Here is a 22,095-nt window from a genome sequence, read left to right on the forward strand (position 1 = left end):
CACCCGCCGTGTGACTCCCGGATAGTACTCTCAGGTATTCGGAGTTTGGTTGGGTTTGGTAAGACGGTAAGTCCCCCTAGCCCATCCAGTGCTCTACCCCCTGAGGTATTCGTCCGAGGCGATACCTAAATATCTTTCGCGGAGAACCAGCTATTTCCCAGTTTGATTGGCCTTTCACCCCTAACCACAAGTCATCGGAGCCTTTTTCAACAGGCACCCGTTCGGTCCTCCAGTGAGTGTTACCTCACCTTCAACCTGCTCATGGCTAGATCACTAGGTTTCGGGTCTAATACAACGAACTTGACGCCCTATTCAGACTCGCTTTCGCTACGCCTACGCCTATCGGCTTAAGCTTGCTCGTTAAATTAAGTCGCTGGCCCATAATACAAAAGGTACGACGTCACCCAGAACGCATCTTGGGCTCCGTCTGTTTGTAGGTGTCCGGTTTCAGGTCTATTTCACTCCCCTCGTCGGGGTGCTTTTCACCTTTCCCTCACGGTACTGGTTCACTATCGGTCGCTGAGGAGTACTTAGGCTTGGAGGGTGGTCCCCCCATGTTCAGACAGGATTGCACGTGTCCCGCCTTACTCGAGCATGAATGCTTGCATTACCCATACGGGGCTATCACCCTCTGAGGCCCTGCTTTCCTGACAGGTTCTGGTTGGCTTACATTCATGACTGGCCTGGTCCGCGTTCGCTCGCCACTACTAGCGGAGTCTCGGTTGATGTCCTTTCCTCCAGGTACTTAGATGTTTCAGTTCCCTGGGTTTGCTTGAAACCTCCTATGTATTCAGAGATCTCATACCTTCTCTTGATAACCGGAAATCCAAAACCTCACGGCCTTGAATTCTCTCGGTCTCCCAATTGAACACCAAGACTCGAGGTCTTGGAGCTCCGGCTATCGAAGGTGGGTTTCCCCATTCGGAAATCCGCGGATCAAAGCTTCTTCGCAGCTCCCCACGGCTTATCGCAGCGTAGCACGTCCTTCATCGCCTCTCAGCGCCAAGGCATCCACCGAACACCCTTAAGGCACTTGATTGCTCTCATTATCAATGTCCACACACTCGGCAGAATGTTGTCAGCCACCTCACCTGCCCCGAGGGACAAGCGTCAGATGAGCTGCAGGACAATGATTAGAAAGACCAGCTTGCTTCTTAAGATCGAACCGATCGCCGTGCGGTCAAGCGCGGCGAACAGAGTCATTTACAACAAGTGACAAGCTTCACAGCTCGATACTTGCGCCGAAATGACCCGGAGATAGTGAAGGCGTCGGTGCAAAGTCGAACGCGGACCGCTTGCGCGGTGGCGCTCATTGCACGACCCTACTCGGATCGATCTCCTCTTCACGATGTCAGATAACACGCAGTCTTCTGTAGTCCCGGTGAGGACCAGAAGATGCGAAATGTTGTCTCGCGGACGAATGTTGAACACGCCAGGCGCTAAGTCCGCCTCCGCTCTTTCGAGCTCCGGCGCGACAGCCTTCGCTGCACAGACGGCTTGCCGAGCCGAAGCAGGCGCAGCCTGCGAAGGCTGGTGGAGCCTGTCGGGATCGAACCGACGACCTCATGCTTGCAAAGCACGCGCTCTCCCAGCTGAGCTAAGGCCCCATACTCGGAAAGACGAATGCAGCAGCGCGATCGTCGAGACGATGGCTAACCGAAGCTCGCGTTGACCAGTCCGCCTTCGCCCTTGCGGGCTACGGCGCGACAGCCTTCGCGCATCTTCTGGCTTGCCGAGCCGAAGCGCCGGTAGGCGCGAAGGCTGGTGGGCCTGGGAAGACTTGAACTTCCGACCTCACGCTTATCAAGCGCGCGCTCTAACCAACTGAGCTACAAGCCCTAACGCTCGAAGCTCGTCACCACCCCGCCCCAAGAGGCCAAGCCTACAGAGCAAAAGCAGCAACCGCGCAGCCCCAGGCAGCGTGTTCGTCCGCGAAGAAAGAGAAACGAAGACGGCGAAATCCCGCCAATGGAACTCAACCCGATCTGGCGATCGTGTTGGTCCCTGATGTTTCTAAAACAGCTCGATAGTGCGCGATCCGAAGATCGTGACCCCAAGATCTTGCGATCCTAACGGTCAGACTGAAGAGCCATCCTTAGAAAGGAGGTGATCCAGCCGCAGGTTCCCCTACGGCTACCTTGTTACGACTTCACCCCAGTCGCTGACCCTACCGTGGTCGGCTGCCTCCATTGCTGGTTAGCGCACCGCCTTCAGGTAAAGCCAACTCCCATGGTGTGACGGGCGGTGTGTACAAGGCCCGGGAACGTATTCACCGTGGCGTGCTGATCCACGATTACTAGCGATTCCAACTTCATGGGCTCGAGTTGCAGAGCCCAATCCGAACTGAGACGGCTTTTTGAGATTTGCGAAGGGTCACCCCTTAGCTTCCCACTGTCACCGCCATTGTAGCACGTGTGTAGCCCAGCCCGTAAGGGCCATGAGGACTTGACGTCATCCCCACCTTCCTCGCGGCTTATCACCGGCAGTCTCCTTAGAGTGCTCAACTAAATGGTAGCAACTAAGGACGGGGGTTGCGCTCGTTGCGGGACTTAACCCAACATCTCACGACACGAGCTGACGACAGCCATGCAGCACCTGTGTTTCGGGCTCCGAAGAGAAGGTCACGTCTCTGCGACCGGTCCCAAACATGTCAAGGGCTGGTAAGGTTCTGCGCGTTGCGTCGAATTAAACCACATGCTCCACCGCTTGTGCGGGCCCCCGTCAATTCCTTTGAGTTTTAATCTTGCGACCGTACTCCCCAGGCGGAATGCTTAAAGCGTTAGCTGCGCCACTAGTGAGTAAACCCACTAACGGCTGGCATTCATCGTTTACGGCGTGGACTACCAGGGTATCTAATCCTGTTTGCTCCCCACGCTTTCGTGCCTCAGCGTCAGTATCGGGCCAGTGAGCCGCCTTCGCCACTGGTGTTCTTGCGAATATCTACGAATTTCACCTCTACACTCGCAGTTCCACTCACCTCTCCCGAACTCAAGATCTTCAGTATCAAAGGCAGTTCTGGAGTTGAGCTCCAGGATTTCACCCCTGACTTAAAGACCCGCCTACGCACCCTTTACGCCCAGTGATTCCGAGCAACGCTAGCCCCCTTCGTATTACCGCGGCTGCTGGCACGAAGTTAGCCGGGGCTTATTCTTGCGGTACCGTCATTATCTTCCCGCACAAAAGAGCTTTACAACCCTAGGGCCTTCATCACTCACGCGGCATGGCTGGATCAGGGTTGCCCCCATTGTCCAATATTCCCCACTGCTGCCTCCCGTAGGAGTTTGGGCCGTGTCTCAGTCCCAATGTGGCTGATCATCCTCTCAGACCAGCTACTGATCGTCGCCTTGGTGGGCCTTTACCCCACCAACTAGCTAATCAGACGCGGGCCGATCTTTCGGCGATAAATCTTTCCCCGTAAGGGCTTATCCGGTATTAGCACAAGTTTCCCTGTGTTGTTCCGAACCAAAAGGTACGTTCCCACGCGTTACTCACCCGTCTGCCGCTGACGTATTGCTACGCCCGCTCGACTTGCATGTGTTAAGCCTGCCGCCAGCGTTCGCTCTGAGCCAGGATCAAACTCTCAAGTTGAACTTGAAGCTTTGAACCGGCTGATCACAACGTTTGACGAGGTCCCACCAATCGATCCCGCGCTTCACAGCGCAAAGACCATGGTGTTACCTTTGAAACATTGTCCGCCGAAGTCTTCTCGTCCGATCCCAGAACCAAAAGCCGAAGCTCTCAATCCCGAGACCCGCAAGGACTCCGCCGTCCACGTTTCTCTTTCTTCATCTTCACTTGTCAAACAGCCCGTACTAATTAGTTCGCCTCGAACTACTTAGTACATCAACTTCTCTGGTCCCTTTCACCGTCGAAGTGCCCGTTGCCGGGGCGCTTCAAATAGCTGATTTTCGGAGACCGTCAAGAGCTTTTTTTGAAGAAAAACTCAGGAGCCAGTCAGCAGAAAAAACAACATCAGGCCCGAAAGTCGGGCGCCTCAGTCATCAGTGATGTCCGGCTGGCGTGGTGGTGAGATAGTGCGGCGCCGCATCCCGTGCAAGAACTTTTTGCGACGGCTGTGCAGAATTGTGGATAGCGCTGTCGCATCCCGCGCTCTGCCCCGTCACACGCCGTTTCCGTTCCATTTTGGAACGGATGCCGCGCGCAGCGTCAGAAATTGCTCGTCCGAGGTTGCAACAGCGAACGACACGAGCGCGGATGCACATGCGGACGAGATCTTCCGCAAGGATCCAGCGCACCGCCGAGCTCGAGGTCGCCACTCGCGGCATCGCACACATGCTCGGCCGCGGCCCAGGCGCGCTCAGCTGTCGTCGGATGCGCCTCGATGTGGGTCTTGCGATGACGCCATCCGGTGCGTCCGGGATCGCCGAGTGACAGATGGTATTTCCGTGCGCGTCCTGCTGGCCTGCGGCGACGCCGAGCACCTGCTCGCGCGGATTGGTCAGCCCTGTTGCCACAAGCTCAGGAAGATCACCGGCCCGATGCGGCCGCCCTGCTCTTCCGATGCGCGCGAGCTAGCGCGGCCGCGGCGGCGTGCTGCGTGCCGGCGCCTTCAGGAAGCGATCGAGCTCGACGATGGCCTCGGCTTCGCGGGCGCGGCGCAAATGCCTCGCCTGCTCGATGCCTGGCGGCAGATGTTTCGCGATGTCGCGCGCCTCACGCGCCGCTTGCAGCAACCGCTCGGCCAGCGTCATGGTCTGCTTGACGCGCCGGCGCCGTTTCTTCTGGCTTTCTTCCATGCGAGAATGGATCCGGTTTCATTTCAGCGCGTCGACAACCCTAAATTAGGACCTGACGCGCGCATCAACATAAGTGAATCGGTAGCGACCGAGGATTTCAACGCGGCGGAGCGGAGTTGGATGGCCGCGCCGGTGAGCGTCGAGGCTAGCCGCTGCAGCGCGCCCGCGGTGTATCAATTGATACGGGCATCCATATTTGGCGGCGCGCCGCACAGGAGCCAATCCGGTTCGGCGTTTTCAACCTGAATGCGGAACGGCTCGCCGCATCACACCATGCGAGCGCACCATCACTCTGTTCCCTTGATCGGAATATTCCCGAAGGCGCCGCGCTGCTCAGCGCTGCGCGAACTTGATGGTCGACACCGGCCAGCGGCCGTCATGGCCCGTGATCGTGATGCGCAGGCCGTGCAACTCGTCGAGATGGACCTGCTCCACGGTTCCGGCCTTGCCGTCGCTCAAGGCGACGCATTTCCCGATCAGCTCCGTCTGGGCATGCTCGAACTCGGACAGGATGGTGAAGGCTCGCGTCTTGACGGCAACCATGAGGGAACGTGTGTGGGCTGATCGGAACGAGCCGCAACGCTGCGGAGACAGGCCGGCGCTGGCCGGTAGATCGGCGTTGCACCGTCCCGCGTCAACCACCCTCAAGCGATCGTGCACGCCGCTGCGGCGACGTGCACGATTCAGTCAGCGGCATTCGAAGCTCGCCGCGTCCTCGAGGCTGCCGCTGCCCTTGTAGGTCAGCACCTTCGGGAACGCGCAGAGATCGCGGGTACGGCCCGGCCAGGGCACGTCGGGCGCCTTCCGCGCGGTGGCGCGGATGGTCTCGGGCGCCGCCGCCTTGCCCTCCACCCAGGCATCCAGCGCGCTCAGCGCGTCGAACTGGTCGGTCGCCGGTCCACCGCCGCAATGGTTCATGCCGGGAACCAGGAACAGCCGCGCGAAGCCGTCAGCGTCGCCGTATTTCTTCTTCAGCTGGTCGACATAGTCGACCGTATCGAGCGCCGAGAAGATCGGATCGGCGGTGCCGTGGTAGAACAGCATCTTGCCGCCTTTCGACTTGAACTTGTCGAGATCGGTCGAGGTCGCCGCCTCATATTCCATCCCGGCATCGAAGCCGCCGGCGCCCTTCATCACCTTGGGCACGTCGCGGTCGATGTCGAAATTGCGCACCCAGGCGACCAGATCGGTCGGCGTCTCCGGCGGGCTCATGAAATCATAGGGCACGCCGCCGGCGATCAGCGTCAGGTTGCGCGCATTCGGCGGGCTGGATTTGGGCGTGCCGAGCTTCCACGCGCGCCAGCCCGGCGAGGCGAGGCCGGGGTCATAGGGCCAGCGCGAATAGATCAGCCCGCCCATCGCATTGCGGCTGCCGTCGAACATCAGCTTGATGGCCTTCAGCTTGGGCGCGGACAGGCATTGCGCGCTCTCACCGTCCTTGCAGGCAAGCACCGCCGGATCGAACCGGCAGGCCATGACGTCCTGCACCATGCCGTCCTTGGCGCCATCGGCGGCATCGCACGCTGCGGTCACGCCATCGGCCACAAGTTTCAGATCCTCGTCGGTCAGCGCGCTGCCGACATCGGCCTTGCCGTCCGGGCCGGGCGGCGCGATCGCCAGCAGCGCCTGCTCCTGCACGATCACGTCGATGCCGGCGAGCGGCACGCGATAGGCCGGCGCACCGGAGATGACGCCGTCGAACAGCTCGGGAAAGCGCTGCGTCACCGCCATCGCCTGGCGGCCGCCGTTCGAACAGCCGGCGAAATAGGAGCGCCGGGGCGAATTGCCGTACAGCTTCTCGGTCGCGCCCTTCGCGGCCGCGGCCACCGGCGGGATCGAGCTGTAGCCCTTGTCGCGCCGCGCCTGCGGATCAAGGCCGAACTGGTACGGCCCGAGCGGACCCGGCTCCTCGAGATGGCCGGAGTCGGTCGAGGCCGCGGCATAGCCGTTGGACAGGGCATTGGGTGGCGTTGCGCCGGTCACGAGGCCGAGCGCCGGGCGGAGCACGCCGTCGACGCCGCCGCCGCCCTGGAACACGAACTTGCCATTCCACGTCGCGGGCAATCGCAGCTCGTAGCCGATAGCATAGGGCTTGCCGTCGATGCCGGTGCGCTCGTTGATCTTGCCGCGGATCAGGCAATGGTCCGGCGCCGGGCTCGTCACGCCTGCGGGCGCCGGCGGGGCAAGCTGCACGCCACCAGCGGCGACGAATTCCGATGTGACGATGCGGCCACTGCCGGAAAAGCCCTGCGTCAGCGCGGCACAGCTCGCCTTGAAATCCTCGGCATGGGCGGATGCCATGGCCGAAGAGCTCAGCAAGAACGCGGCCAGTGCCGTGACCCGGATCTGCATCAATCTATTCCTCCCCAACGCGGCCCTTGAGCCTGTACCCGCGCCGTCATTGCCTTGCAGCGCGCTCGATCACGTCAAACCATAGCCAAGCCTGCGCGGCTCGCAAGCGGCCGTGCGCACGGACGCAATTGAAAACGTCAGCCGAAGCGTGCCATCTGGTCCCCTACGGAAGGCGTCGAGGGACATCATGGCTGCGGACATCCGGTTGAATGCGTTTGCGATGAACTGCGTCGGGCACCAGTCGCCCGGGCTTTGGCGGCATCCGCGTGACCGCTCCTCCGACTATAACCGCCTGCCCTACTGGCTCGACCTCGCCAAGACGCTGGAGCGCGGCCGCTTCGACGGCCTGTTCCTCGCCGACGTGCTCGGCGTCTACGACGTCTATGGCGGCACCCCCGACGCGGCGCTGCGCCATGCCATCCAGGTGCCGGTCAATGATCCGATGATGCTGATCTCGGCGATGGCCGCGGCGACCTCCCACCTCGGCTTCGGCGTCACCTGCACGCTGTCCTACGAGCCGCCCTACCCGTTCGCGCGGCGGATGTCGACGCTCGACCACCTCACCGAGGGCCGCATCGGCTGGAACATCGTCACCGGCTATCTCGACAGCGCCGCGCGCGGCATGGGGAAAGAGCGCCAGACCGCGCATGACGACCGCTACGACGTCGCCGACGAGTACATGGAGGTGGTCTACAAGCTGTGGGAAGGCAGCTGGGAGGACGACGCCGTCAAGCGCGACCGCGTCAGCGGCATCTTCACCGATCCGGCGAAGGTCCACCGCGTCAGCCATCAGGGCGAGAACTACCAGCTCGACGCCATTCATCTGTGCGAGCCGTCGCCGCAGCGGACGCCGGTGCTGTACCAGGCCGGCACCTCGCCGCGCGGCCGCGTGTTCGCCGGCCGCCACGCCGAATGCGTGTTCATGTCCGGCCCATCCGCGAAGATCATCGCGCCGCGCGTCGCCGCGATCCGCCAGGCCGCGGTCGAGGCCGGCCGCGCAGGCACCGACATCGTGATCTTCAGCATTGCCACCGTGGTGCTCGGCGAGACCGATGCGGAGGCGGAAGCAAAATTCGCCGACTATCGCCGCTACATCGACCACGAGGCGTCGCTGACCCTGATGTCCGGCTGGACCGGCGTCGACTTCTCGACCTACGACCTCGACCAGCAGGTCCGCCACGTGCTTAACGATGCCGGCCGCAGCGCGATGGACAACGTCACCCGCGCCGATCCCGACCGGGTCTGGACCGTGCGCGAGGTTGCCGAGCATGTCGGCATCGGCGGCATCGGCCCGGTGTTCGTCGGCTCGCCGGCCAAGGTCGCCGATCTCATCGAAAGTTGGATCGAGCAGACCGGCGTCGACGGTCTCAACCTTGCGTTTGCGCTGTCGCCGGAGAGTTTTGCCGATGTCGCCGACATGCTGGTGCCGGAGCTGACCAGGCGCGGCCGCTACAAGAAGGCGTATCAACCGGGCACGTTGCGCGAAAAAATGTTCGGCCGCGCGCGGCTCGCCGCGCCGCATCCGGCGGCAAGCTACCGGCCGTAGGCCCGACGCACCCCGCTCACGCGGACAGCAGCTGCAGCAGTTGCGACACCGCCGCCGCGATCGGCTTGATGATTGGCACGGCGAATTGCGGCTGCAGCTGGTCGGCCGCCTGCGCCAGCGGCCCGCCGCCGATGATGACGGCATCGGCACCGTCCGCGATGCAGCCGCGCACGGCCTCCGCGAGCGCCGTGGCGAGACGCGCCGGATCTGCCGCGAGCACGGTCGGATCACCCGGCGTGAGGCGCGTCCCCGTGAACTGCGCCGACAGACCCAGCCTGTCTGCGGCATCCGCGATGCTCGAAACCAGCGCCGGCGTCACCGTGGCGACGCCGAAGCGCCGCCCGCCTGCCCCGGCCTCGCGCATCGACGCTTCGCCGATTCCCACCACCGGCAGCGGACAGGCCCTGCGCAGCTCGGCGGCCCCGGGATCGCCGAACGCGGCGACGATGATGCCGTCGCAATGCGCCAGATGAGCGCGCCCGACCTCGATGACCTCCGCGGCCGACGCCGCAAGCGCGGCGCCGTCGGTGATCATGGCCGGTGCCCGCGTTGCCGTCGCGCCGACCACTTCGGCCCGCCCTGCACAGCAGGCCGCGGCAATCGAGACCATCATCGCGGTGGTCTCCGCCGAGCTGTTGGGATTGATCAGGAGGATGCGAGGCATGAAGCTTGCGGGCGTCCACGATGACGGAACTCTCTCCTGACCAATCGCCGGCCGGCCGTCAACTCCTGCCCGTTGGGCTCACCCGATCCGCATCGACAGCTCGACCTCGTCGCCGAACGGCACCGAGAGATAGCCGTTGGCCGGAGAGCGGACGTGAGCGAGATAATCAGGGCAATAGTCCGCATTGTCGGCCACGATGAACGCGCCCGCGCTGAGCCGGCTCTCCAGCAGCGCCAGGACGTCGCCATACAGCGGTTTGGCGCCATCGAGCAGCACGAGATCGATCGTCTCGGGGAGATCGCGACCGAGCGTCTGCAGCGCATCGCCTTCACGGATCTCGACCAGATCGAGCAGGCCACCTTCGGCCAGATGCTTGCGGGCACGAGCGACCTTGGACGACTCGAACTCGGTGGTGATCAACCGGCCGCCGCCATTGTCGCGCAACGCCGCGGCCAGAAACAGCGTCGAGATGCCGAACGAGGTGCCGAACTCGACGATCGATCTGGCCCCGAAGCTGCGCGCCAGCATGTAGAGCAGCAGGCCGGTGTCCCGCGACACCGGCAGGGGAAAGTCCTTGAGCTGCGTGTAGAGCTCGACATGGCCGGACTTGCTGCGCATCAGCTCTTCGCCGCGTTGCTGCATGCCGGCGAAGGCCGGACTCGTCTCCGGGCGCAGCAGCGCGGCCTCCGCGAGAAGGCGATCCAGCAGCGATGCGACCGGCTGGGTGGTGAGAGTGATCATGGAGTACTCCGTGGTCTCGAGAGGTGTGGTTTGCGTCCCGGTCAAAATACGAATAATCAGTCGCATTCGCTAATCGCATTCCGGACCACGCCATGGCGTCAGCTCGAAAAGCCTCGATTTCTGCGCGAAAACAGCCGCAACAGACGCGCTCGACCGACCTCGTCGCGGCCATCCTGCAGGCGGCTGTTCAGGTTTTGACGACGGAAGGCGCGCAGCGCTTCACCACCGCGCGCGTCGCCGAGAAGGCGGGTGTCAGCATCGGCTCGCTCTATCAGTACTTCCCGAACAAGGCCGCCATCCTGTTCCGGCTGCAGAGCGACGAGTGGCAGCAGACCACGGAACTTCTGCACGGCATCCTGGATGACAACAGCCGTCCGCCACTGATACGCCTCCGCGCGCTCGTCCACGCCTTCCTGCAATCGGAATGCGACGAGGCGGCGGTCCGCGGCGCCCTCGACGATGCCGCCCCGCTGTATCGCGACGCGCCGGAATCGAAGAAGGCGCAGGCGAGCAGCCGCCGCGCCATGCTGGCGTTCATGCGCGAGGCGCTGCCCAACGCGACCGACTCCGAGCGCGCGCGGGCCGCCGACCTGATCAAGACGACGCTGAGCCAGGTCGGCAAACACTTCTCCGACACGCCGCGCAGCCGCGCGGAGATTGCGGCCTATGCCGACGCGATGGCGGACATGTTCTGCGCGTATCTGGAGAAGGCCGGCGCGCGGCAACGACATCGCGCCGGAACGTCCTCGCGCGTCTCACCGCGATGACGGTGCACTCCCTCTCCCCGTTCTTCACGGGGAGAGGGTCGGGGTGAGGGGCAGCCGCACGAGTGTTCCTATAAGGACCCGTGACACCACCATCAATCGGATCACATCTTTGATGTAGTCCGACCTCCCCCCGCAGACGGTAGTGCTATCGCATATGTCGATGTCGGGCTCTCGCGATAAGCAAACCTGCCAGCTAGTTGCTCCGTCATGCCCGGGCTTGTCCCGGGCATCCACGCCGTTCTCAGGATGCTGAACGACGTGGATGGCCGGGACAAGCCCGGCCATGACGATGTGGAGACAGACGAACGCAAAACTCCAATCTGCGTACGCGACAGCCCTGCCAACAGGCTGTAGAGGTTAGAAACACGCGTCCTCGCCTGCGCCAGAGAGCTAAATTCTCCCGCATTCTCAACGCTGATTTGCCTGTCCAGTCCCGCCACGAAAAATATTCTTGTTTCTTTTTTTCGGAATTCGTGATTGTATCGCCTCATCCCGCCCGATCGAGAGAGGGGCGTTTCGCGAACGTCACGAAGCGTCGGGTGGGATGCGATGGCCGGGTCTCGTCGCAGCGTGCGTCAAGCATGCCGACGAACGATGGGAGCCGGACGGCGAAGTCGCGTGGTCCTGATACTCCGACGCTAGTATCAAGTGGGCGGGATGCCGAGGGGTGTCCTGCCGACGACGGTGGCCAGAAAGCACGGCGCACCGGGGAGATCGCGTATAAGCCGTAAGCCCGTTGCGCAGGGAGGGCCGGATGTCCGGCTGAACCTGTGGTTCCTGCCGCCTGCATTTTTTTCTGCAGGCGGGCCATGGGTGTCAGTCGATGCCCGGCCTTCCCTGTGCCCTCTCCCAAGGAGGGACGAACGGCAGAGACATCTCGGGCGCCTGGCGCGTCGCGAGTTCATGGACGGCTGTCTGATTGCGCCTCGTTCGAGAAGGAACGGATTTCTCCCGGCGCGGCGGAAGGAAGAAGATTGATCCCCATCCCGACCGATCTGCAAAATTGCCCAGGGGCAGCGATCCTGCGAATGATCTCAAGAGCATTTCATGCATTCGCCTTCAGGAGATTTGCCAGATGACGCCTTTCAGCGGTCCACATCGTCCCGCACGCCACGTTGATCTGGTTCGCCGCAGCCTGATGGCGCTGGCCGTGGCACTGCTCGGCGCGCTCGCGGCCCCGAGAGCGGACGCAGCAGAAACGCTGCGCATCGGCTATCAGAAATCCTCGACCTTGATCGCGCTGCTCAAGGCCAATGGCGAGCTGGAGAAGGCGCTGGCGCCGCTGGACATCAAGATCAGCTGGCACGAATTCTCCAGCGGTCTCCCCCTCCTCGAAGCAATCAATATCGGCAGCATCGATGTCGGTGCCGACGTCGCCGACACTGTCCCGGTGTTCGCGCAGGCCGCCGGCGCCAAGCTCGCTTATGTCGCGGAGGAAGCCGCCTCGCCCTCGGCGCAGGCCATCCTGGTGGCAACGGCCTCGCCGGTGAAATCGCTGACCGATCTGAAAGGCAAGAAGATCGCGGTGACCAAGGGCGCCGGCAGCCACTATCTGCTGCTGTCAGCGCTCGCCAAGGCCGGCCTCACCTTCAAGGACATCACCCCGGCCTATCTGCCGCCCGCCGACGGCCGCACCGCCTTCGTCAGCAACAATGTCGATGCCTGGGTGGCGTGGGATCCGTTCCTGACCAGCACGATCCGGCAGTCGGGCGCGCGCGTGCTCACTGACGGCCGCGATGGGCTGGCCAACTACAAGCGCTACTACCTCGCGTCGGCCGATTACGCCGCGAAGCACGGCGACGCGCTCAACGTCATCTATGGCAGGCTCGTCGACACCGGCAAATGGGTGAAGGCGAACCCGGCGGCAGCGGCGAGTCAGCTCGCGGCGCTCTGGGGCATCGATGCCGCAACCGTCGAGGAGGCCAACAGCCACCGCTCCTACCAGGTCGGCGCGGTCACGGCCGCAGGCCTGTCGGAGCAGCAGAAGATCGCCGACGCTTTTTTTGCCGAGCACGTTCTGCCGGCGAAGGTGGACACGTCGGCATTGGCGATCTGGACACCGAAGGCGCCGTGAGCCACAGAAGACACTGGAACCGATCTCCGCAACGGCGCGGAGCCCGGGGCCCGATGACGAGCCTAAACGAAGGAGACCACCTTGACTGCCCAACTTCCGCCGCCGACCGACCGCAGCACCGAGCACCCCGCACATCGCATCTTCGTCGACCGCTGGTCGCCGCGCGGCTTCACCGACGAGGCGCTGCCGGAGAGCGCGCTTCTGACCTTCATCGAGGCGGCGCGCTGGGCGCCCTCCTCCTATAATTCGCAGCCCTGGCGCTTTCTGTACGCGCTGCGCGGCTCGGCCGAGTTCGACACCTTCCTGGCGCCGCTCGTCGAGTTCAACCGCGGCTGGGCCCAGCATGCCGCAGCGCTGGTCTACGTGCTGTCGAAGAAGACCTTCATCCCGGCCGGCAAGACCGAGCCGGCGCCGACCCGCACGCATTCCTTCGACGCCGGCGCCGCCTGGGCCAACTTCGCCAACCAGGCGGCGCTGTCCGGCTGGGCCACCCACGGCATGAGCGGCTTCGACGTCGCCGCCGCACAGACGGCGCTGGGCGTGCCCGATGGCTTCGCCGTCGATATCGCGATCGCAGTCGGCCGCAAGGGTGACGGCGAGAAGCTGCCGGCCATGCTCAAGGAGCGTGAGAAGCCGAGCGCCCGCCTGGCCATCGCAGAGATCGCCGCGTCGGGCCTGTTTCCGAAGAGCTTTGGCGGTTGACGCATGGAAGTGCTCGGGGGCGGCGTGATGGCGCCGCCGCTGGGCGGATGGTCTCGATGTCTGATCTTTTGATGATCTCGTTCGAACCAAGCTGCTACCTCCGCACCGCTGCGCAATGCAGTGCCCTCGCCCCCAAGGCGAAGCAAAAGCTTCGCCAGGGTGGGAGAGGGCAGCGCCGGCCGATCCGCAGACTCGGTTGGGTGAGGGGTTCTCTCCGCGAGCGCAACTCGTTGAGACAGACCCCTCACCCGACCGAGATCGTTGCGCTGCCATGCATGCCCTCTCCCACCCTGGCGAAGCTTTTGCTTCGCCTTGGGGGCGAGGGCGCAGTCACGGCCGTCCCGCCCGCGGCAAGGTCGATTGGTTTTCCACTTCTCCATAAGGTTGCTTTCCACAAGCACGCGGCCAACGTGTTCATGGTCCGTATGCAGTGCCGCCGTCGGCTTTTGACCCTCATGGTGAGGAGCGCCGCATCGCGGCGCGTTCAGGCGATGCTATCGCATCGCCTTGAGAACCATGAGGCCACCGCACCACCCTGCCCCGGCACCGCCCCTGACGCCCGGCGGAATCTGTGGCAGAAAGCAGCACCATCGTCAGACGAAAGCTGATATCGCATGCCGCCGCCGAAACCGCCTGCCTTCGAGACCCTGAGCCTGCATGCGGGCCAGCACCCGGATCCCGCGACCGGCGCCCGCGCGGTGCCGATCTATCAGACGACGTCCTACGTGTTCGACGACACCGAGCACGCCGCCGCTTTGTTCAACCTCGAGCGCGCCGGCCATATCTACACCCGCATCTCCAATCCGACGACAGCCGTGCTCGAAGAGCGGCTGGCGGCGCTGGAAGGCGGCGTCGGCGCGGTCTGCACCGCCAGCGGACAGGCGGCGCTGCATATGGCCATCGCCACCCTGCTCAATGCCGGCGACCACATCGTCGCGTCGTCGTCGCTCTATGGCGGCACCATCAACCTGCTGGCGCACACGCTGCCGCGCTTCGGCATCACCACGAGCTTCGTCAAGCCGCGCGACCTCGACGGCTTTCGTGCAGCGATCCGGCCGAACACACGGCTGCTGATCGGCGAGACGCTCGGCAACCCGGGCCTCGAGGTGCTCGACATTCCGAGGGTGTCCGCGATCGCGCATGACGCCGGCGTGCCGCTGTTGATCGACAACACCTTCGCCACGCCCTATCTCAGCCAGCCGATCGCCCAGGGCGCCGACATCGTGATGCATTCGGCGACCAAGTGGCTCGGCGGCCATGGCATCGCCATCGGCGGCGTCCTCGTCGATGGCGGCCGGTTCGATTGGCGCGCGTCCGGCAAATTCCCGCAGCTGACCGAGCCCTATGCCGGCTATCACGGCATCGTCTTCGACGAGCAGTTCGGCGCCGCCGCCTTCATCATGCGCGCGCGCACCGAAGGCCTGCGCGATTTCGGCGCCTGCCTGTCGCCGACCAACGCGTTTCACCTGCTGCAGGGCGTCGAGACGCTGCATCTGCGCATGGAGCGCCATGTCGCGAACACCAGTGCGGTGCTCGCTGCGCTCACGACCAACAAGGCCGTCGACTGGGTGCTGCATCCGTCGCTGGAGACACATCCCGACCATGCGCTCGCGAAGGAACTGCTGCCCCGCGGCGCCGGCTCGATCGTTTCGTTCGGCATCAAGGGCGGCCGGCCCGCCGGGCGGAAGTTCATCGAGAGCCTGAAGCTGATCAGCCATCTCGCCAATGTCGGCGATGCCAAGACGCTGGTGATTCATCCGGCGTCGACCACGCATCAGCAGATGGACGCGGCGCAGCTCGCGGCCGCCGGCATCGGCGAGGAGTTGATCCGGCTGTCGGTCGGCATCGAGTCGGCCAGCGACATCATCGACGATCTCGGACAGGCGCTGCGCGCCTCGCAGAAGGTGTGAGCCATGCAGCTGTCCATTGCTGATCGCGACGTTTTCGCGGCGACCGGTGGTCGCGACTTCGATCCCACCCTTCCCGCCGTCGTGTTCGTGCATGGCGCCGGCTTCGACCATTCGGTGTGGGCGCTGCACAGCCGCTGGTTCGCCCATCACGGCTTTGCCGTGCTGGCGCCTGATATGCCCGGCCACGGCCGGTCTGCAGGCCCTGCTCTGCCGACCATCGCGGCGATGGCCGACTGGATCATTGCGCTGTTGCAGGCGGTGAACGCCAAGCCGGCGCATCTCATCGGCCACTCGATGGGCTCGCTGATCGCGCTCGATGCGGCGGCCCGCCACCCCGATCGCGTCTCGGCGCTGAGCCTGATCGGAACGGCTGCGACAATGACGGTCGGGCCCGATCTCCTCAAGGCCGCCGAAGCCAATGACCACGCCGCCATCGACATGGTCTCGATCTGGGGCCTCGGTTTTGCCGCCGAGCTCGGCGGCAGCCGCGCGCCGGGGCTGTGGATGCATGGCGGCGCCCAGGCGACGCTGGAGCGCTGCGCGCCGGGCGTACTGTTCAACGACCTCGCCGCCTGCAACAACTATCAGGATGCGCTGGCATCGGCGGCGAAGATCGAAGTTCCGACACGCGTGATCCTCGGCGAGAAGGACATGATGACCCCGGTGAAGGCCGGCAAGGCGCTTGCGGCTGCGATCTCGCAGGCGCGCACGATCGTGCTGCCCGGTGCGGGACATACGATGATGGCGGAATGTCCGGACGCGCTACTCGATGCGCTCGTTGTTAGTTGAGCAATGAACCCTTGTTCCGCCCGTGGACCCGGCCGAGACGGCGCGAGATCGCCACAGGCTGCAATTAGGAACGTCGCGTGAGGCGCTCGATTGGTGGTTGGTGAAACCTCAAGGAGCGCAAAAATGCGGAAGACAATTCTCACGATTTTCGCGGCGACGGTGATTGCAGCCGGCTCGGTCGGCGCAGCCCTGGCTCAGGGCGCCGGCGGCGGTGGTGCAGGTGGCGGCGCGGGTGGTGCAGGAGCCGGTGCTGGCGCGGGCGCCGGTGGCAGCACTGGCAGTGGCGGCATGGGCAGTGGCGGCACGACGGGCGCAGGGACAGGAGCCTCCGGCCCGGGCGGCATCGGCAACGGATCGGGGACCGCCACGGGCACCGGATCAGCCGCCGGTAACTCGTCGAACAGCTTCGGCGGCGGCTCGCCGAGCACGAAGGGTGTGCGCAACGGTCTGCCGCCGCACTGACGTCTTCAAACACGTTGCGGCGGCCTTGCGAGGCCGCTGCGACATTGTGGCATTCATGCGACCTTGTGCCACCGATCGGGCAGCACCAAGACGCGGAACGGGCCATTGCGGCGAAACGTTGCTCCTCACATCTCAAGAACAGAAAGGAGCACGCAGATGCAGCTGCGCAAACTTTTGACGGTCGCCGCGATCGGGACCATGACACTCTCCGCGGCAACGCCCCTCGCCGCCGCACCTTTGCTGCCGAACCATCCGGCCAGCACGTCAACCGGCCCGGCGGCCGGCGTTGAGCAGGTTCAGTACCGCCATTGGCGCGGCGGACACGACTGGCATCCCGGCCTCGGCCGCCGCCACGGCTATCAGTACGGCTATCGCCATCACCACAACGGCGCTGGCGCCGCCGCCCTCGGCGGGCTCGCCGCCGGCGCGATCATCGGCGGCGCGATCGCCAACAGCCGCGCCCAGGCCAGCGAGTCCGAGGTCTACTGCGCTCAGCGCTATCGGTCGTTTGATCCGGCCTCAGGCACCTATCTCGGCCGTGACGGCCGCCGGCACTCCTGCCCATGACGACAACGCGTGGTCGATGCCGGTATCCGGCATCGACCGCTCCTCAACACGGTCGTTCCCTTAGACCAAGGATGCGCGACAATCGGTCCGCCCGACAGCTGCAACGAAGCTGCACGCATCCGGTTTGAGCAACACCCTGACAGCAACGGGAGAACTCAGGATGGTCACCTTCAAAGCCGCAGCGACGCTCGCGATCGCCGGCGCCTTGTCCTTGTCAACACTGCAAACCGCCTCCGCCGCGCCGCTGACGGCGCTGTCGTCGGCCGCGAAGCCGGGCCCTGAGAGCTCGCACGCCGTCCAGGTCCGCTACGGCGGCTGGCATGGCGGCTGGGGCGGCGGCGCCGCGATCGGCGCGGGCCTGCTGGCGGGCGCCGTGATCGGATCGGCGATCGCAGCGCCCCGCTATTACGGCGGCTACTCGCCTTATTACGGCGGCTATGGCTATGCCAGCTCGCCCTATTACGGCTATAGCGGCGGCTACTATCCCGCCTATTCGTATTCACGCCCGTACTACAGCGGCTATGGCTACAGCTACGCGCCGCGCCGGGTCTATCGCAGCTACGCGTACGGCCCGCGGCCCTGGCGGCACAGCTACGGCTATTACCGTGGTCCAGCCTGGGGCCATCACCATGGCTGGCACGGTGGACGCCATTTTGGACATGGCCGCGGCCACGGCGTGATCCGCACACATCATCGCTGGTAAGATTGATCTAGCTTCGGTGCGGCCGGTCTGCCGGCCCGCACCGAAGCCTATTGCCTCAGGCGCCGCCCCCCGGAGACGACAGCCCCTGCTGCCGCGCCGCGATGATGCCTTGATCGATCCGCGCGACCTCCGCCGCGGGGATGACGTACTCGTCGTGATCGCGCCACGCAAATGCCACGAACGTCGCGAACGCTCCCATTGCGCCAAGCGCGACCATCCACCAGATATGCCAGATCAGCGCGAACCCCATGAGGGTCGCGAAGAATGCGCAGACGAATCCCGTTGGGGAGTTCCTTGGCAGCTCGATATCCCGATGATCCTTTTCCCTGGTGTGAAGCTGCTGGTCTTTTGCGTTTTCCTTGATCCGCCAATACGCATCCTGCCCCGTGACATTCGGCATCACCGCAAAGTTGAACACCGGCGGCGGCGAGGAGGTCGCCCATTCCAGCGAGCGGCCGTCCCAGGGATCGCCGGTCGTGTCGCGCAGCAGCTCGCGATCCCTGATGCTGAAGACGAGCTGCAGGATCTGGAGGATGACGCCGATTGCGAGCAGCGCCGTGCCGAATGTCGCCGCCGCCAGCCAGGGACGCCATTCGGCGAGGTCGTAATGCTGCATGCGCCGGGTCATGCCGAGCAGGCCGACCGCGTAGAGCGGCATGAAGGTGACGTAGAAGCCGATCAAGGTGAACCAGAACGCCGCCTTCCCCCAGCTCTCATACAAACGAAAACCGAACGCCTTGGGAAACCAGTAAGTGACGCCCGCAAACACCCCGAACAGCACGCCGCCGATGATCACGTTGTGGAAATGGGCGACTAGGAAAAGGCTGTTGTGCAACAGAAAGTCCGCCGGCGGCACCGCGACCAGCACCCCGGTCAAGCCGCCGATCATGAACGTAATCATGAAGCCGACCGACCACAGCATCGGCGTCGTGAACCTGACACGCCCGCCATACATCGTGAACAGCCAGTTGTAGATCTTCACGCCCGTCGGCACGGCGATGATCATGCTGGCAATGCCGAAGATCGCATTCACGTCCGGCCCTGCCCCCATTGTGAAGAAGTGGTGCAGCCAGACCATGAAGGAGACCACGCAGATCGCCATCGTTGCCAGCACCATGGAGCGATAGCCGAACAGCGACTTGCTCGAGAATGTCGCGACCACCTCCGAATAGATGCCGAAGGCCGGCAGAACCAGGATGTAGACCTCGGGATGTCCCCAGGCCCAGATCAGGTTCATGAACATCATCATGTTGCCGCCGGCCTCGTTGGTGAAGAAATGAAAGCCGAAATAGCGGTCGAGCATCAGCATCGTCAGCGTCGCCGTCAGGATTGGGAACGCCGCGACGATGAGCAGATTGGAGGCCAGCGTGGTCCAGCAGAACATCGGCATGCGCAGATAGCTCATGCCCGTGGTGCGCAGCTTCAGAACGGTCGTGACCAGGTTGATGCCGCTGACCAGCGTCCCGACCCCGGAGATCTCCAAAGCCCAGATGTAGTAGTCGACGCCCACGCCGGGCGAATAGGTCAGCTCCGACAGCGGCGGGAACGGCAGCCAGCCGGTGCGGGCGAACTCGCCGACCACCAGCGAGAGGTTGACCAGCAGAGCGCCGGTCGCGGTCAGCCAGAAGCCGACGGAGTTCAGCGTCGGAAATGCGACGTCGCGCACGCCCAGTTGCAACGGCACCACGAGATTCATCAGGCCGATCACGAACGGCATGGCGACGAAGAAGATCATGATCGTGCCGTGCGCGGAGAAGATCTGATTGTAATGCTCCGGCGGCAGATAGCCGTTGGAGTGGAACGCGACCGCCTGTTGCAGGCGCATCATGATCGCGTCGGTGCCGCCGCGCAGCAGCATAACGAAGGCGAGCAGGATGTACATCACACCGATGCGCTTGTGATCCACGCTCGTGATCCACTCGCGCCAGAGGTAAGGGACGTACCCCTTCAAGAACACCCAGAGCAGGACGCCGAGGATGGCGACAAGCACGATCCCTGCAGCGACCAGCGGAATGGGCTGGCCGAACGGGATCGCCGCCCAGGTGAGCTTGCCGAGCATGCAGCCTCCGGATCAGCGGCGCGAGTGTGCGCGCGATGCACGATGCGGTCGGCGCCCGCGGGAGATCATGATGAGCGCAAGTCCGCCAAGGCCGACGGCCAGGCCGATCCTGCTCAGTTGTCCTGCCGGCGGCAGCCCCTTGCGCCCGAGCCAGCCGCCGCTGACGGCGGTACCGGCGGTGATGGGCGCCAGCACGGCGCCTGTGCTGCGCGGAGCGCCTTTGGCACGCGCGAGCAGGAAGCGGAAGGCGGTGCTCACCAGCCGCTCGGTCGGCCGGCGTGCCAGCGCGTAGGAGATCTGCCCGAGCCGCGCCGGCCAGCCGACGGCGACTTCGTCGCGCGGCGCATGGATCAGTTGGACGAAGGTGTCGGCGACGTCCTCGGGGCGATACAGCAGCGGTCCGGGATCCAGATTGCGACCGGACACATTGGCGCCGTGGACGAAACCGGGCGTGTCGACCATCGCCGGAAATACGCTGCAGACGTGGATATCCCTGTGAGCCGCGAGTTCCTGGCGAAGGCTGGCCGAGAAGCCGCGCAAACCGAACTTGCTGGCGGTGTAGGCGGCGGCGAATGGCGTCGGCGCCCACCCGCCCAGCGAGATGTTGTTGATCAACGTTCCACGCCGCTGCTGCAGGAAGGTCGGCAGCGCCGCATAAGCGCCGTTCATCGTGCCCAGCAGATTGACCTCGATGGTCTTTCGATGAAGCGCGATGTCCGCATCCTGATAGGCGCCGAACACTCCGGTTCCGGCGTTGTTGATCCACACATCGATGCCGCCGAACGTCTGCACAGCGCGGTCGGCAAGGTGTTTCACAGCCTCCGCATCGGTGACATCGGTTCCGACTGCGATGGCGCGTCCGCCCAGCGTCTCACACTCCGTCGCGACGTCCTTCAGCACATCCTCGCGGCGCGCCGCCAGGACCAGGCTGGCGCCCTCCCGCGCCAGCGCGAGCGCCGTCGCCCGGCCGATGCCGCTGGATGCGCCGGTGACGACGACACGGGTTCCTCGCAAGTCCCGGATCAGTCGCCTCGCCTCGGGCGAGGCATCCAGCAGCCAGCCGAGGGAGCGGCGCAATTGCGTGGTGCCGCCGGTCTCAAACCATCGCCCATGCGCAAAGATGACGCGCTCGGGCGCCAACGCAATCAGCCGCGCCGCCGCAAGCTGAACCGCGCGGCCGCCCAAGCGAAGCAGCAGGCGCAGATAGGCCGGCGCCTTGCCGTCGGGCGCCGTGATCCCGAGAACTCTTGCGGCTGCACGGGGCAGCATCGACAGCCCTTCGGGCGCCAGATTCTGGACGAGATCAGTCAGAACGAGCGTGCGGCTCGGCTTATGAAACAGCTCGACCTCGGTGAACAGCGGCGCGGCGACGAGGACGAGCTGCAGGTCCTCGGACCACTCGTCCGGTGCGACACCGGTCAGCTCGCGATCGATGCGCAGACGGCTGCGGCGGACCTGTTTCCGATCGGCAAGCCCTGGTGCTGCGTAAAGTCGCGCCTCGGGCAGCGCCGACTGCCAGTCCGGCAGGAACATCCAATGGGCCACGTTTGGCGCGAGCAGATATTTGATCGGGCCGAGCTGTTCCAATTGCTCGCGCAGCGCCAGAGAATACCGGGTCGGCGAGTGCAGCAGCAGATCGCCGCTCGACAGGCGGATCACCGTCATGCGGACCGGCAGCGGCAGGCCGGCGGCACTGATGCGACCGGCATCGACGATCCACGCATTGTCCGCAACCGCGCGCAGTCCGTGGCCGAGGCTTCGAAGCTGATTGTGTTGGGTCATGGAGCGATCCGCCGACGTGTTGCCGGTCAACAAACCTCCGGAGCGCATCATGGTTTCAATCCGCGGCGCCGAGGCTATTGCGCTGCACTGCCGCCCTGGCGGGACCGCCGAGCGAGCCAGCACACGGACGATCCGGCCGACCGTTCCAGGCAGTTCTGCCAGACCCTGATCTGAAGGTCTGAACGCCGGCGTAACGCAGCGCGGAATGGCGCCCGGCCAG

The 22,095-nt window shown here is 64.3% G+C and carries 16 protein-coding genes, 2 tRNA genes and 2 rRNA genes (1 of these 20 only partly in view); 9 read left to right on the forward strand and 11 right to left on the reverse strand.

What is annotated here, in order from left to right:
• From ACQR07_RS11580 to ACQR07_RS11610, 7 genes are all read right to left on the reverse strand, one after another.
• Window positions 1-1,039 (reverse strand): 23S ribosomal RNA (locus ACQR07_RS11580); it reaches 1,807 nt to the left of the window's first position.
• A gap of 492 nt (window positions 1,040-1,531) precedes the next feature.
• Window positions 1,532-1,607: transfer RNA gene (locus ACQR07_RS11585), tRNA-Ala, on the reverse strand.
• Between the two features lie 155 nt (window positions 1,608-1,762).
• Window positions 1,763-1,839 (reverse strand) — tRNA-Ile (locus ACQR07_RS11590).
• Between the two features lie 260 nt (window positions 1,840-2,099).
• Window positions 2,100-3,588: ribosomal RNA gene (locus tag ACQR07_RS11595) — 16S ribosomal RNA — on the reverse strand.
• Together the 16S and 23S rRNA genes with 2 tRNA genes alongside form the textbook arrangement of a ribosomal RNA operon.
• 944 nt (window positions 3,589-4,532) lie before the next feature.
• Window positions 4,533-4,757 carry a hypothetical protein gene (locus tag ACQR07_RS11600; protein WP_434902428.1) on the reverse strand — a complete coding sequence of 75 codons (225 nt, stop codon included), beginning with the start codon at window positions 4,755-4,757 and terminating at the stop codon, window positions 4,533-4,535.
• A gap of 333 nt (window positions 4,758-5,090) precedes the next feature.
• The gene (locus ACQR07_RS11605; protein WP_434902429.1) at window positions 5,091-5,300 is read right to left on the reverse strand and encodes a PRC-barrel domain containing protein; all 210 of its coding nucleotides are present in this window, start codon (window positions 5,298-5,300) and stop codon (window positions 5,091-5,093) included.
• Window positions 5,301-5,444: 144 nt separating this feature from the next.
• A complete protein-coding gene (locus tag ACQR07_RS11610; RefSeq protein WP_434902430.1) occupies window positions 5,445-7,109 on the reverse strand; it encodes a tannase/feruloyl esterase family alpha/beta hydrolase in 1,665 nt (554 codons plus the stop codon).
• A gap of 187 nt (window positions 7,110-7,296) precedes the next feature.
• Here ACQR07_RS11610 and ACQR07_RS11615 point away from each other — a divergent pair, with 187 nt between their 5' ends.
• Window positions 7,297-8,655, forward strand: coding sequence for an LLM class flavin-dependent oxidoreductase (locus ACQR07_RS11615; protein ID WP_434902431.1), 1,359 nt, complete (start codon window positions 7,297-7,299; stop codon window positions 8,653-8,655).
• A gap of 16 nt (window positions 8,656-8,671) precedes the next feature.
• Here ACQR07_RS11615 and ACQR07_RS11620 read toward each other — a convergent pair whose 3' ends face one another.
• Both ACQR07_RS11620 and ACQR07_RS11625 read right to left on the reverse strand, forming a co-directional pair.
• Window positions 8,672-9,319, reverse strand: a complete 648-nt coding sequence (locus ACQR07_RS11620) for an aspartate/glutamate racemase family protein (RefSeq protein ID WP_434902432.1) — start codon at window positions 9,317-9,319, stop codon at window positions 8,672-8,674.
• A 78-nt stretch (window positions 9,320-9,397) separates the two neighbouring features.
• Window positions 9,398-10,060, reverse strand: coding sequence for an O-methyltransferase (locus ACQR07_RS11625; protein ID WP_434902433.1), 663 nt, complete (start codon window positions 10,058-10,060; stop codon window positions 9,398-9,400).
• A 92-nt stretch (window positions 10,061-10,152) separates the two neighbouring features.
• On the opposite strand from ACQR07_RS11625, the gene ACQR07_RS11630 reads away from it, so the two are divergent.
• From ACQR07_RS11630 to ACQR07_RS11665, 8 genes are all read left to right on the forward strand, one after another.
• Entirely contained in the window at window positions 10,153-10,827 is a 675-nt protein-coding gene (locus ACQR07_RS11630) for a TetR family transcriptional regulator (RefSeq protein ID WP_434902434.1), read from the forward strand.
• Between the two features lie 1,075 nt (window positions 10,828-11,902).
• Window positions 11,903-12,901, forward strand: a complete 999-nt coding sequence (locus ACQR07_RS11635; protein WP_434902435.1) for an aliphatic sulfonate ABC transporter substrate-binding protein — start codon at window positions 11,903-11,905, stop codon at window positions 12,899-12,901.
• Between the two features lie 81 nt (window positions 12,902-12,982).
• The gene (locus ACQR07_RS11640; RefSeq protein ID WP_434902436.1) at window positions 12,983-13,603 is read left to right on the forward strand and encodes a nitroreductase family protein; all 621 of its coding nucleotides are present in this window, start codon (window positions 12,983-12,985) and stop codon (window positions 13,601-13,603) included.
• Between the two features lie 614 nt (window positions 13,604-14,217).
• Window positions 14,218-15,513 carry an O-acetylhomoserine aminocarboxypropyltransferase gene (locus tag ACQR07_RS11645; protein WP_434902437.1) on the forward strand — a complete coding sequence of 432 codons (1,296 nt, stop codon included), beginning with the start codon at window positions 14,218-14,220 and terminating at the stop codon, window positions 15,511-15,513.
• A gap of 3 nt (window positions 15,514-15,516) precedes the next feature.
• On the forward strand, window positions 15,517-16,302 hold the full coding sequence (locus ACQR07_RS11650) for an alpha/beta fold hydrolase (RefSeq protein WP_434902438.1): 786 nt from the start codon (window positions 15,517-15,519) through the stop codon (window positions 16,300-16,302).
• Window positions 16,303-16,425: 123 nt separating this feature from the next.
• Window positions 16,426-16,764: a hypothetical protein gene (locus ACQR07_RS11655; protein ID WP_434902439.1), complete on the forward strand. Its 339-nt coding sequence runs from the start codon at window positions 16,426-16,428 to the stop codon at window positions 16,762-16,764.
• Between the two features lie 156 nt (window positions 16,765-16,920).
• A complete protein-coding gene (locus ACQR07_RS11660) occupies window positions 16,921-17,331 on the forward strand; it encodes a BA14K family protein (RefSeq protein ID WP_434902440.1) in 411 nt (136 codons plus the stop codon).
• A gap of 160 nt (window positions 17,332-17,491) precedes the next feature.
• A complete protein-coding gene (locus tag ACQR07_RS11665) occupies window positions 17,492-18,034 on the forward strand; it encodes a hypothetical protein (protein WP_434902441.1) in 543 nt (180 codons plus the stop codon).
• A gap of 55 nt (window positions 18,035-18,089) precedes the next feature.
• Here ACQR07_RS11665 and cyoB read toward each other — a convergent pair whose 3' ends face one another.
• On the reverse strand, window positions 18,090-20,093 hold the full coding sequence (gene cyoB, locus ACQR07_RS11670; RefSeq protein WP_434902442.1) for a cytochrome o ubiquinol oxidase subunit I: 2,004 nt from the start codon (window positions 20,091-20,093) through the stop codon (window positions 18,090-18,092).
• A 12-nt stretch (window positions 20,094-20,105) separates the two neighbouring features.
• On the reverse strand, window positions 20,106-21,875 hold the full coding sequence (locus ACQR07_RS11675; RefSeq protein ID WP_434902443.1) for an SDR family oxidoreductase: 1,770 nt from the start codon (window positions 21,873-21,875) through the stop codon (window positions 20,106-20,108).
• Between the last annotated feature and the right edge of the window lie 220 nt (window positions 21,876-22,095).

Origin of the sequence: Bradyrhizobium sp. HKCCYLS20291 (genome assembly GCF_051167715.1) — a bacterium.
Taxonomy (GTDB): Bacteria; Pseudomonadota; Alphaproteobacteria; order Rhizobiales; family Xanthobacteraceae; genus Bradyrhizobium.

What these genes read in the sequence shown, in the direction of transcription:
- ACQR07_RS11650 (WP_434902438.1), top strand. Translation starts at nt 15,517, where the DNA reads ATGCAGCTGTCCATTGCTGATCGCGACGTTTTCGCGGCGACCGGTGGT.
- ACQR07_RS11605 (WP_434902429.1), bottom strand. Translation starts at nt 5,300, where the DNA reads ATGGTTGCCGTCAAGACGCGAGCCTTCACCATCCTGTCCGAGTTCGAG.
- ACQR07_RS11645 (WP_434902437.1), top strand. Translation starts at nt 14,218, where the DNA reads ATGCCGCCGCCGAAACCGCCTGCCTTCGAGACCCTGAGCCTGCATGCG.
- cyoB (WP_434902442.1), bottom strand. Translation starts at nt 20,093, where the DNA reads ATGCTCGGCAAGCTCACCTGGGCGGCGATCCCGTTCGGCCAGCCCATT.
- ACQR07_RS11620 (WP_434902432.1), bottom strand. Translation starts at nt 9,319, where the DNA reads ATGCCTCGCATCCTCCTGATCAATCCCAACAGCTCGGCGGAGACCACC.
- ACQR07_RS11655 (WP_434902439.1), top strand. Translation starts at nt 16,426, where the DNA reads ATGCGGAAGACAATTCTCACGATTTTCGCGGCGACGGTGATTGCAGCC.
- ACQR07_RS11625 (WP_434902433.1), bottom strand. Translation starts at nt 10,060, where the DNA reads ATGATCACTCTCACCACCCAGCCGGTCGCATCGCTGCTGGATCGCCTT.
- ACQR07_RS11675 (WP_434902443.1), bottom strand. Translation starts at nt 21,875, where the DNA reads ATGACCCAACACAATCAGCTTCGAAGCCTCGGCCACGGACTGCGCGCG.
- ACQR07_RS11665 (WP_434902441.1), top strand. Translation starts at nt 17,492, where the DNA reads ATGGTCACCTTCAAAGCCGCAGCGACGCTCGCGATCGCCGGCGCCTTG.
- ACQR07_RS11610 (WP_434902430.1), bottom strand. Translation starts at nt 7,109, where the DNA reads ATGCAGATCCGGGTCACGGCACTGGCCGCGTTCTTGCTGAGCTCTTCG.
- ACQR07_RS11600 (WP_434902428.1), bottom strand. Translation starts at nt 4,757, where the DNA reads ATGGAAGAAAGCCAGAAGAAACGGCGCCGGCGCGTCAAGCAGACCATG.
- ACQR07_RS11635 (WP_434902435.1), top strand. Translation starts at nt 11,903, where the DNA reads ATGACGCCTTTCAGCGGTCCACATCGTCCCGCACGCCACGTTGATCTG.
- ACQR07_RS11615 (WP_434902431.1), top strand. Translation starts at nt 7,297, where the DNA reads ATGGCTGCGGACATCCGGTTGAATGCGTTTGCGATGAACTGCGTCGGG.
- ACQR07_RS11630 (WP_434902434.1), top strand. Translation starts at nt 10,153, where the DNA reads ATGGCGTCAGCTCGAAAAGCCTCGATTTCTGCGCGAAAACAGCCGCAA.
- ACQR07_RS11660 (WP_434902440.1), top strand. Translation starts at nt 16,921, where the DNA reads ATGCAGCTGCGCAAACTTTTGACGGTCGCCGCGATCGGGACCATGACA.